Genomic DNA, 11,022 nt, shown 5'->3' with positions numbered 1-11,022 from the left:
CGCTAGTCTGATTGAGTTGTGTTTATCATCCAGTGGCTGTGTCACCCTTTGCATCATTTATTGTTCTACTGTAACTGCAGGTCTGTCAGTTCGGGGTTGAATTGACCATGCTTTATCGACTGGTTCTTATCACCTGCCTGGGGGCAGTGCTTGAGTTCCTTGATTTTGCCATTGTCATGCTTTTTGCCAGTGAGTTGTCTGAGGTGTTTTTACCCAATTCCGGAAATACCGGGTTGCTATGGATATTTGCGATTTATTCCATGGGCAGCCTGAGCCGGCCTTTCGGGGGGATATTATTCAGTCATTTCGGTGACAGGGTTGGGCGCAAACAGTTGTTCCGGCTATCGATCATCATGATGTCAATGGCTACCCTTGGAATTGGTTTGCTGCCTGACTATGCCACTATAGGAAGTATGGCAACGATTCTTCTGGCCTGTTTACGGACACTTCAGGGATTGTCTGTCGGTGGAGAGCTGCCCGGGGCTATTGTTTTTTCTGCGGAACATGTTTCTCCCCGGTACCGGGGGGTGCTGACGGCTGCCATTGTTGCGTCGGCAATACTGGGTCTGGTGATAGCGTCCTTCATGGGAGTTACTCTGCATCGTTATCTTACTCAGGATCAGCTAAACAGCTGGGGATGGCGGATTCCATTTATTGCGGGTAGTTTGCTTGGGATTCTCGGCTATTTCCTGAGAAGGGGATTGATAGAAACCCCTTTATTTACTGCGGTACTTGATAAGAGTGCTGTGGCCAGAATACCGGTTATCGAGTTGTTCCGTAGTCATGGACGGGCAGTATTTATTGGCATAGGTCTGACCTCATCGGCGGCAGCCATGGTTTCTCTTTATATGTTATTGCCGCCTTATGCCAGTCGTCATCTGGATTTTCCGGTAGAAGATGTCTTTGTTTTTACCACAACTGCGCTGTTATTACTTTCGCTGTTAACGCTTTTCTGTGGCTGGCTGTCTGACCAGGTCGGCAGGAAGAGACTGTTGATTATTGGCGGTACTATCCTGTTAATGGTTGCACACCCTGCCAGTGAAGCGATGAAAACCGGTTCGCTCTGGACGATGCTGCTGCTAACGCTTATTCCGGCTGCCATAGCTAATGGCTGCTATGTTTCTTCCGTCTCTGAGCTTTTTTCTACCCCGGTTCGTTATACCGGACTGGCAGTATGTATCAACCTTGGTGTCTGTGTGTTTGGTGGTTGTGTTCCTTATATTATCGAACTGCTTAACCAGAGTGGTTACAACTCCGGACCACTGCTTTTGATGCTGGTGACAGGTCTTATTACCGTTGTCAGCAGTTCGGTGATGGTATCAAGACATCGTCGTTCGCTTGATAGTAGCCAGCAGCCTTCGGCGGATATCAAACTTGCTGGTTAACGTATGGTATTGCTGGTCTGGCTGTTGGCCGGGATTGTCATGCTGTTCGCTGTTACGGAGCCCTTGCCAGGCAGATACCAGAGTCCGGTGGAGAGTACCTTTTCCTTTCAAGAATTTTTCATCCATCCCTGGGTTGTCTGGCTGGGTGGATATCGCTACTGGTCGGTTTTTCTGGTGTTGTAACAAGATGAAAACCGAATAGTGACATTTTTTAGAGGTATGGCTGAGTAAATTGACCCTGATAAGGCTTTAGCCTGAGGTCAGTTTATGAAATTTCCAGTTTTACTTCGTCTGGCCATCGTGTTGATGGCCAGCTTTTCCTCTATTGTCATTGCCTCCGGGTCAGTAATCCTGAACTCGTCCAATGCTTCTGGCGATAAAACACTCCACTTAATGGGCAGTCTTGAGAGTATTGAATCCATTGCTGTTGTTTCCCGGGTAGATGGCGTCGTTGAACGTTACGCCCATGAAGTGGGTGAGCAAACACAAGGTTCTCAACCACTGGTTCACCTCAATCAGGAAGATTATCTACTGGCTCTGGATCGTACCAGGGCCAGTCTTGCCCAGGCCAATGCTGACCTGAGCGTAAAAAAGATCCGGTTTGAGCGATACCAGAAATTAGCCGCACAAAATAACCTTTCCAGGGAACAGCTTGATGGCGCCAAAGCTGATTTTCTGATGAGTAAAGCAGATGTCAGGCTTAAAGAAATTGACGTTGATGAAGCTGAATTGGCCCTGCTGCGAACCAGAATAAAAGGCGATTCCGGGCTATGGGTCAGTGAGCGTCTGGTTAACAAAGGTGACTGGGTTCAGTCTGGACAGAAACTTTATCAGCTTGAACAGATAGAAAAACTGAAAGCTGTCGTTTATATCACCGAAGACCATGTGGGCAGGCTGTTGCCGGGTCAGCAGGTTGAGCTGGTGGCAGAAGCTATTCCCGGTCATTACTTTTCCGGCCGCGTCAGATCCATTGGCATTAAGCCGGACGCCAAAAGAAACAGTTACCCCATTGACATTATCGTTGATAACCCCGGGCGGGTTCTCCGTCCGGGATTTACGGTTGATGCTGAATTAACGCTGGCCGCCCCGGGTGTAACTGCGCACAACGTACAGGCGGCAGTTGGGGAGAGTCAGCAATGAGGGCGATTCTCCATTTTTTCGTACGACAACGCTTTTTTGCCAGCCTGATGTTGTTGATGATCTGCCTGACCGGTATTGCATCGTTGTTCAATATCAATTTGCAGGAACTACCCGCTTCAAAGCAGGGCGAAACGGCCATCATTACTGATTACCCGGGGGTTTCAGCAGAAGAGATTGAGCTTGAGATTACCAACCGGATTGAAAAAGAGCTGAAATCGGTGCAGGGCCTGGGCTGGTACATGTCTACATCGGTGGATGGGCGCTCCGAGATTGAGATTCGTATTCGTGATGGCGAGAACATTGACCGGGTGAATCAGGCTATTCGTGATGCCGTGGATCGGGTTGCCGGCCTGCCGGCAGACCTGGAAAGTGCCCCGCTGGTTGAACCGGAAAATACGGCGACCTTTGAGTTTATGACGCTTGGCTTATCAGGGGATATGCCATTTGCCCAACTGCGTGAGTCTGCCCGGCAGATTGAGAAAAAGCTGCGAACGATCCCGGGGATTGGCAAAATTTCTTCAACAGCTTTCCCGCAACGGGAGTTTATTGTCTCTCTGATACCCGATCGCCTGCAGGCCTATGGACTGACTCCGGAAGCGGTGGTCAACGCCATCAGTACCCGAAATGTTTCCAGTAGTGGTGGTGTGGTTGAATCCTGGCAGGCCGAGCAAAATCTGCTGACCCTGACGCAGGTTGAATCGGTTGCAGAGCTGTCGGATGTGATTGTATCACTGCTGCCTGGTGGCGGTGCTGTCAGGCTCAGTAACGTGGCAACCGTCAGTGATGGTTTTGAACGGCAAACCCAGCGCTTTATGGTCAATGGGAAGTCGGGTATTGGTTTTACGCTTTATAAAACTGAGTCTGGAGACACCCTGAAAACAGTTGCCGGGGTTAAGCGTTTACTGGCTGAAGAGCAGGAAAGAAGTAATGGACGGTTGACGTTTGACTGGTCGCTGGATCTGGCTGAGGAGATTGATGCGCGGTTCCAGGTGGTGCGTAACAATGGGGTTATCGGTATTGCCCTGGTTCTGATGGTGTTATTTATCACCATGCAGCGTCGTCTGGCTCCCTGGATAACCGCTTCACTGCCAGTCTGTGTATTTGGCACCGTCACTATGTTACTGCTGTTTGGATACTCACTGGATAGCGTAACCCTGTCGGCAATTTTGCTGATTATTGGCATTATTGTGGATGATTCGATTGTTGTTTCAGAAAGTATCGATCAGGCCTGGCAGCAGGGGCTGACTGCTGCCGATGCCGCGGTTGAAGGTTATATGCAGGTCTTCAAACCTGTGATAACCAGCCTGTTAACGACATTGCTGGTCTTTTTACCCATGCTGTTTATGGGCGGTGATTTCGGAGCGACGTTTGCGGTTTTGCCGCTGACCGTCATCATGGCTCTGCTGATGTCGTTGCTGGATGTGACGTTCCTGCTGCCAGCCCATCTTGCTCATTCTCTGGAGAAGGGCAAAAAGAGTAAGGTTAACAGTGCCGGGCAACAGACCAGAGGGCACTGGTTTGATCATTGCAAACGCAGCTATCGTTCCCTGTTAAAGCAGGCATTAAGGTTTCGCTATGTGGTGGTGCCTGTTTTTGTCATCACGGCGGGTACCGTGCTGTACACTGGCTATCGTCAGCTGGATCTGGATTTTTATCCAACGGGGGCTGCCCGACTGATCGAGTTCTCTCTGGAAGTGGCAGATGGTACTCCCCTGAATACTGTGCACACCATTAACAAGCCCTTTGTTGAGTTGTTGTCTAACACTCCGGAAGTTGCTCGATTTCATATGACGGAAGGTGCACCAGAGTCTACCGGGCTGATTATTCTGACACCCGTTAATGAACGTTCAAGGGGCGCTGATGACATTGCCGAATACCTGGAAGAATCCGCATCCGGATTTGCTGGTTTAAAAGCGGTTCATGTGAAAGTGGATGCTGGTGGCCCTCCACCGCCTGACCCCATTGAATTTCGAATTTTTGGTTCAAACGATGATAGTCGGGCAAGGTTGGCGCAGGATCTGATGCACTGGCTGGCCCAGCAGTCAGGGACTTCAGACCTGGAAAACACCAATGAAAATCTGCGGCCCCAGACCTTGATCAAACCGGACTATGCCTGGCTGGCAAGGCTTGGTCTTACCGTTGATGACTTGAATAACAGCCTGACCCTTGCTTTTGAAGGTCGGGAGGCATCAACCAGCTGGCTGGGCGATGATGAAGTAAAGATCAAAGTCTGGTTGGATACACCCTATCGTCAGTCTACCTATCTCCCTAATATCGACATTCCTGCAGCCAATGGTGAGGCGGTTCCCCTGAGGCAGGTGGCAGAGGTTGCTACGGTTATGACCCCAAGGGAGATTACCCACTGGAATGGTGATCGCAATACCTATGTGGTGGGAGACCTTGATGATGAAGTGCAAAATTCTGCAAAGCTGTCTCAGGATGCCCTTAAGCACTTTCTGGCCATTGCTGATCAATACCCTGGCGTTCGTCTGGAAGCGGGTGGTGAGGCCGAGATGACTCAGGATGCCCTGGGTGGATTGCTTGGCGCTGTTGCCATTGCGCTTGTGGGAATCTGGGTGGTTATCGCCTTACTGTTTGGTTCTCTGTTACAGCCTTTGATGATTATGCTGATTATTCCTTTTGCCGTAGCTTCAGCCGTCTTTGCATTGATGATTCATGGTGAGCCAATGTCGTTTTTTGCCGGGATTGGTATCCTGGGGCTCTGTGGTGTCGTGGTAAATAATGCACTGGTTATGGTTGATCGCCTGAATCGGCCGTCAGCCGGAGAGGACAACTCTGAGTTTGTTGAGCATATGATCGAAAGTGCGACAACGCGGCTGCGCCCGGTACTGTTGACGACGGTCACCACCGTTTCTGGTCTTTTACCCCTGGCCTATGGACTGGGTGGCTCTGATGTTTATATGGGGCCTATGGCACTGACTCTGGGGTATGGCCTTTTATTAACGGTCCCCGCTGTACTGTTTTTCCTGCCCTGCTGTTATTTGATGTTTCGGGAAATGACATTCTTTTCACATGGGCGCGATTAGCATTGAATCATAATGTGCTAATCGGATTATTGTTATGGCTGAAGTCCCTGAACGGTCGGTGTTCTTGTCTATAAACAGGAGGTCTATAAACCAATACTGTGGACAGTTTTTAAAGAGCGTAATGCCCGTGGGGCAAGGCCTGCGTGTAGGGGCTGGTATTTAATAGCAAGTATGGGTCGGCGCAGAGTTGCTATTAAATGCCTTATAAAGCCACAGGCCCCGGAATGCTTGGGCTAAAACTGTCCGAAGTATTGAGTTATTAAAAGCTGCCAATTATGACATATCAGTAAAATGCGATATTAAACACATTTTTTAATACATGGCTCAATGGCGTGCTGTTCGGCGCAAAGACAATAAAAGATATAAAAATTTAGGATTTATTACTTGCGGGCATAGGAATAAAATTCAGACCAACCACTAACGGTAACTTAGCTCCATGACTCTGTTTACCATGAAAATGCCGATGCAGAGTCTTTGCCAGATCAGAATTGTTTTATCGCCTTTGCCATTCGCTCAACAGCTTCTTCCAAAAGAGACCGACAGCAGCCAAAGTTCAGTCTCAGATAGTTGCCATCACCAAACTGCTTGCCTGGAGACAGGCCAACCCCAGCCTGCTCAAAGAACGAGTGTGGATCTTCCAGCCCAAGTGCACTGACATCAATCCAGGCCAGATAAGTGGCCTGTAGAGGCTCCATGGCCAATCCGGGAATATCATTGATCGCTTTCACCAGAAAGTCATGATTTCCCCGTAGGTATTCCAGAAGCGCCTGTCGCCAGGGTTCACCATGGCGGTAGGCTGCTTTTGTGGCGGTAAAACCAATCAGCATATTATCCGGATCAGGCACGATGCCTTTACGGACACGATTGAATTTATGTCGTAATTTTCCATCCGGAATAATGGCAAAAGCACAACCAAAACCGGCAAGATTAAAGGTTTTTGAAGGTGACATCAGTGTCACTGAGTGAGTACGGGCAAATTCGCTGATGGATGCATAGGGGATGTGCTTAACATTGCGATCCAGGATCAGGTCACAATGGACTTCATCAGAACAAACGGTCAAATTGTGCTTTTTACAGAATTGTTCCAGTGTTTCCAGCTCTGCGCGGGAAAATACACGACCATTAGGGTTCTGCGGATTACACAGCATTAGTAGTCTAGAGTCGTGTGTGATCTTCTTTTCAAGACTGGCAAGGTCAAGAACCCATTGACCATCCTGCTGAACCCAGTCAACCGTCTTCAGCTGACGTCCACCCAGCGCCGGCGCCGTCAGGAAAGGATAGTAAACCGGTACCGGCGAGATAACGCTTTCGCCTTCATCTGCGTAAGCACGAACACAGACATTCAGTGCAGAAACAAGACCGGGCATCCAGACAATCCAGTCTGGTTGAATCGCCCATTGATAAAGGTTTCGGCAGCGTTCCACCACCCGTTGCTCCAGCTCATTGTCCGGCTCGGTATAACCAAAGACACCATGATCAATGCGCTGGTGGAGCGCTTCGATAATCCCGGGAGCTGACTGAAAATCCATGTCCGCTACCCAAAGGGGGATAACATCAGGGTTGAAGCGGTCCCACTTAAGGCTTGAGGTATTGCTTCGATCAACCACTTTATCAAAATCGATGGTCACTGCTCTATCCTGTTATCGTCTTTTTTTATGAAAATAGGCCACGCATAAGTACACAGCGTTAAAATCTCCGGAGAGGTTATGTCTCAGCTGGATTTCTATTGTACCGCTATTCGGTCGGACTGAATGAAACTAAATCAGAAACAGAATGTCTATTCATTGGTAATAAGGTGCTGACAGGAAATCACCATAACTTTAATCAGGCAGTGGATATTAAATCATGGGTGTTGGACTTTTTCATGGGACGCATGCTCCGGCGTCAGCAAATAATATCCGCTATGAGACAGAGGATGGCTGGTCAGATTATTCGGATGATTTTTTCCATAATGACAGAGAGTGCAGGGACCATTTCGGCCGTCAGGCTTATCGGTTCCCTGCTGTGGCCGTTATCAGAGAGCAGACTGTAGATAAGCAACGGTCGTCTGATAATCTGGATATCCCGCTGCGTGACCGGCAGGTGAAGCCACAGGATCCCGGGGAATACAGGCTGGTACCCATGAGGGTGGTGGATAATCTGCAGCAACCAAACAAACTGGGCTTCAGGCTGGGGCGGGACAGGCTTGGCAATAAAACCACTACTCAGTTACTGAATTATATCAAGGCAGTGGAAACCGCCCGGCAGAATCGTCAGCTCCCCGGAGTATTGCTGTCCCTGCACAAAGACCCGTTCTACCCGGTGTATCAGGAACTGAACCTGAGTATTGATACTTCCTCGTCCATGGACTTTGCCTGGCGTTTTATCACTGGCCAGAGTAGTGCTCACCGTTTTCAGCGCCCGCTGCTGCAGACCACCATTGACCTTTGTAAAAAGTATCCAGGGATGGCCCTGGCGGATCTGATAGAAAAGCTCATGGCGGGATCAGCCGGGATCCATAACGAAGCGATTCAGGACTGGCTGAAAATTCTGGGCAACCGTATTACTCCAGGAAAACAGGAAAAAAATGAGCGCCGTGAAATGGCCGTGGGCGGGGCAGACAATCCGGCCATAGACGAAACTATGGATGGCGGAGCCGATACCGGTAAACCTGAACGGGCCAGGTTAAATGGCGACAGGTACAACTCGAAGTGGCCCATGATTATCCGGGTAGCCGCCGGGTTTATGCTATTGATCAGTGGTCTGGGGGCGGGGGCAGTGGCACCCACAAACAGGCCATTGGGCACAAGAGGGGTGACCAATGCGATCGGGGCATCCGGTTTGTTTCCGGTATTCAGCTCTGCCCCGGGGGATGTAAGCCTGCCACCCATCAGGGAAACTACGGAAGCCTACTTTCAACCGATTAATGGCACTTTGATACTTGAGCCGTGCGGTGATCTGCAACCGGGATTGATAAGTGGCAGGCCGGGGGTGTGGGACAACAATAAATTGTCTATCTTCTGTGATCATTTTGATAACAACGATGCCGCTGTTATCTGTGCACAACTGGGATACCCCCGCGAAGGCGCCAGGTTCCTGCAACAGTACAAAGGTAGCTGTCAGGCCTTTAATCGTGCATTGAATTTATTTTGTAATGGACAGGAAGGAAATATTGGCGAGTGTTCCTACTTGATACAGGTACAGAAGTGTTACAGAGATATAATTGTTACCTGCCCATTGCTTCGGGTTTCATCACAGGAAAGTTGTGGGTTTTATGAACCGGGTCCGGACGCCGTTATTGGCAGGGCTGAAGTGTGGCTTCCCGCCCAGAAGCAGTATGGAACCATCTGTAATGAAGGTTTCGATGATATTGATGCCAGTCAATTCTGTCAGGAACTATCATTCGGCGCTGGCCTGGTGGAAACCCGGCCATGCCCTGGTACGGGGCCTTTAGCCCTGGGTAATGTAGAGTGCCGCGGCAATGAAACGACGTTCCGGGATTGCCTCTATGATAAGCCCTCCGACCATTGTACCCATGAACAGGATGTGGTGGTCAGGTGCAGCCGGTCACTCCGCTTTGCTCCCGGAGACCAGTGTGCAACGTATAAACCGGGCTATATTAGCGGCCCGGTAGAAATATTGGTTGAGACCACTTGGGGAGCGGTTTGCGACTATTACCATAGTGCCGAGGATGCCCAGGTAACCTGCGCTCAACTGGGTTATTCCCGGGAGAATGCAAGGGGCAGCGAGGTGGGTGCTGTGTGCCAGAGCTCAGACCTTGTTCTTTTGAGTGGTATATCCTGTGATGGAGATGAACACCGTATTCAGGACTGTAAGCACGACGGGCTGGGAGTGGATCAGTGTAATTATAATAATCTTGTACTGAGCTGTCAGGTTTTTCGGCTTTCATCCCCGGGACCCTGTACGTTAGAAACACGGCCCGATACTCTGGCAGGCAGACCTGAAGTATGGCTCTTCGACGCAAAGCAGTTTGGGACTTTCTGTGCAGGCAGCTTTGATAATAATGATGCTACCGCATTCTGTAGAGGTCTGTTATATGCCGTTGGGGCTGTGGAAACCGGGTTATGCTCCGGCACCGGCACCGGCACCGGATCCGTAATCCTGAACGGTGTGCAGTGCAGCGGGAACGAAAGGGATATTCGGGAATGTACCTACGATGAGCCGATAGGTAATAGCACAGGTGATATTGTTAATAGTTGTACTCACGAAAATGATGTGGTGATCCGGTGCAGCGAACCGGTTGTCATTCAGCTCGCTGACCAGGATCACTGCGGGATTGTGGAGTCGAACGTTGTCAGTGGCAGGCTGGAAGTGCGGAGCAATGATCACTTTGGAACCGTTTGCAGTGATGGGTTCGATGGTAATGAGGCCCGTGTGGTCTGCGCTCAACTGGGTTATTCTCGGGAGGGCGCGAGGTTTGAGACAGTGTCTGGCGAGGAATGCTGGGGTACTGGCAAGATTGTTCTCACCGATTTAAGTTGTCAGGGATTTGAATCGAGCATTCAGATGTGTGGCGCATTGCTGATAAAAGGACACAGCTGTGATCATTCTCAGGATGTAATCGTTAGCTGTCGATTGATTGATGCAGCCCCGGAACGCCCAACTCTGGCAACTCTGGCAACACAGGCTCAAACTGACTCATTCTATGATTCACCCCCGGATAATGACAGTAGGAAAATTATTGGTGGAGTACCGGTAGCCCTTGGCGGTTTAGCCCTGGGGACAGGTACAGTGGCTGTCTGTGTTAAGGCTGCAAAAATAAGAAAGAATAACCATGAATTATCACGATGTTCGCTTATTCGTCAGGCTGTGGTGATTACTTTCTGGCCTTTCAGGACACATCGGTTACTTGCGGAATCTCCGGGCTCCTCTGAGGATGAGGATGAGGCTGATCGGGATGAAATGACTCCGCTCTAAGGATTTGTAATTCAATAACATCCTGGGAATTGTCCCGAAATAATACCGTCATTTCACCTTGATGCCACCCTCTGCATGGGCAGGGCAAGAAACAAATGGCGAAATTATTTAAGGACAATTGCCTAATCCATCACCCGCTCAGGAACGGCAACATTGTTCCATTTAGAATTTGTGCCGAAAGAATTACCCAATTCAACTCGTACCCCGTTCGTCCTGAGCCCGTCGAAGGGCATGACTCCGAGTCCAACAATCAAGTTCATACCAAACACCCTTCGACGAGCTCAGGGTGAACGGAGATTGACATTAAAATCGGGAAATTATTGAGTAACGGTTCCTAAACGCGAGACTGCCGCAACAATTGGGTGTATTTTTTATAAAGGTGTTTCTTGCTGCCGTTAATATCTCTATCTACTGAGAAGCCATCGCCTTTTATGACCTTGGTTGCTCCAAGATTCTCATCTACAGTGCCATTCCATGATCTGGTCTTTGTGGTATAGGCTTCATTGCAATCTACGACATGCTTTCCATACTTT

General features: G+C 49.5%; 6 protein-coding genes. 4 read left to right on the top strand and 2 right to left on the bottom strand.

Features of this window, described 5'->3' with window-relative positions; all coding sequences use genetic code 11:
• The first annotated feature begins 107 nt into the window (after positions 1–107).
• The 3 genes from RM811_RS03245 (at position 108) to RM811_RS03235 (ending at position 5,572) form a co-directional block, all read left to right on the top strand.
• A complete protein-coding gene (locus RM811_RS03245) occupies positions 108–1,385 on the top strand; it encodes an MFS transporter (protein ID WP_402520712.1) in 1,278 nt (425 codons plus the stop codon).
• A 267-nt stretch (positions 1,386–1,652) separates the two neighbouring features.
• Positions 1,653–2,525, top strand: a complete 873-nt coding sequence (locus tag RM811_RS03240; protein ID WP_402520710.1) for an efflux RND transporter periplasmic adaptor subunit — start codon at positions 1,653–1,655, stop codon at positions 2,523–2,525.
• Positions 2,522–5,572 (top strand): efflux RND transporter permease subunit, encoded by a 3,051-nt coding sequence (locus tag RM811_RS03235; RefSeq protein WP_402520708.1) that lies wholly within the window; start codon positions 2,522–2,524, stop codon positions 5,570–5,572. The genes RM811_RS03240 and RM811_RS03235 overlap by 4 nt, the downstream gene beginning before the upstream one ends.
• Positions 5,573–6,054: 482 nt before the next feature.
• Here RM811_RS03235 and RM811_RS03230 read toward each other — a convergent pair whose 3' ends face one another.
• Positions 6,055–7,200 (bottom strand): MalY/PatB family protein, encoded by a 1,146-nt coding sequence (locus tag RM811_RS03230; RefSeq protein ID WP_402520706.1) that lies wholly within the window; start codon positions 7,198–7,200, stop codon positions 6,055–6,057.
• Between the two features lie 217 nt (positions 7,201–7,417).
• Here RM811_RS03230 and RM811_RS03225 point away from each other — a divergent pair, with 217 nt between their 5' ends.
• Positions 7,418–10,489, top strand: a complete 3,072-nt coding sequence (locus tag RM811_RS03225; protein WP_402520704.1) for a hypothetical protein — start codon at positions 7,418–7,420, stop codon at positions 10,487–10,489.
• 334 nt (positions 10,490–10,823) lie between these two features.
• Here the strand turns inward: RM811_RS03225 and RM811_RS03220 are convergent.
• Positions 10,824–11,022, bottom strand: a 199-nt coding sequence (locus RM811_RS03220) for a hypothetical protein (RefSeq protein ID WP_402520702.1), incomplete at its 5' end; no start/stop codon positions are given.

The sequence above is a fragment of the Endozoicomonas sp. genome (genome assembly GCF_031844845.1).
Taxonomy (GTDB): Bacteria; Pseudomonadota; Gammaproteobacteria; order Pseudomonadales; family Endozoicomonadaceae; genus Endozoicomonas.
The sequence above is the reverse complement of the archived record's forward strand: the minus strand, read 5'-3'. Positions and strand labels throughout refer to the sequence as shown.

Bases quoted from the DNA above. Each gene is read 5' to 3' on its own strand.
- RM811_RS03235 (WP_402520708.1), top strand. From the start codon at position 2,522: ATGAGGGCGATTCTCCATTTTTTCGTACGACAACGCTTTTTTGCCAGC.
- RM811_RS03240 (WP_402520710.1), top strand. From the start codon at position 1,653: ATGAAATTTCCAGTTTTACTTCGTCTGGCCATCGTGTTGATGGCCAGC.
- RM811_RS03245 (WP_402520712.1), top strand. From the start codon at position 108: ATGCTTTATCGACTGGTTCTTATCACCTGCCTGGGGGCAGTGCTTGAG.
- RM811_RS03225 (WP_402520704.1), top strand. From the start codon at position 7,418: ATGGGTGTTGGACTTTTTCATGGGACGCATGCTCCGGCGTCAGCAAAT.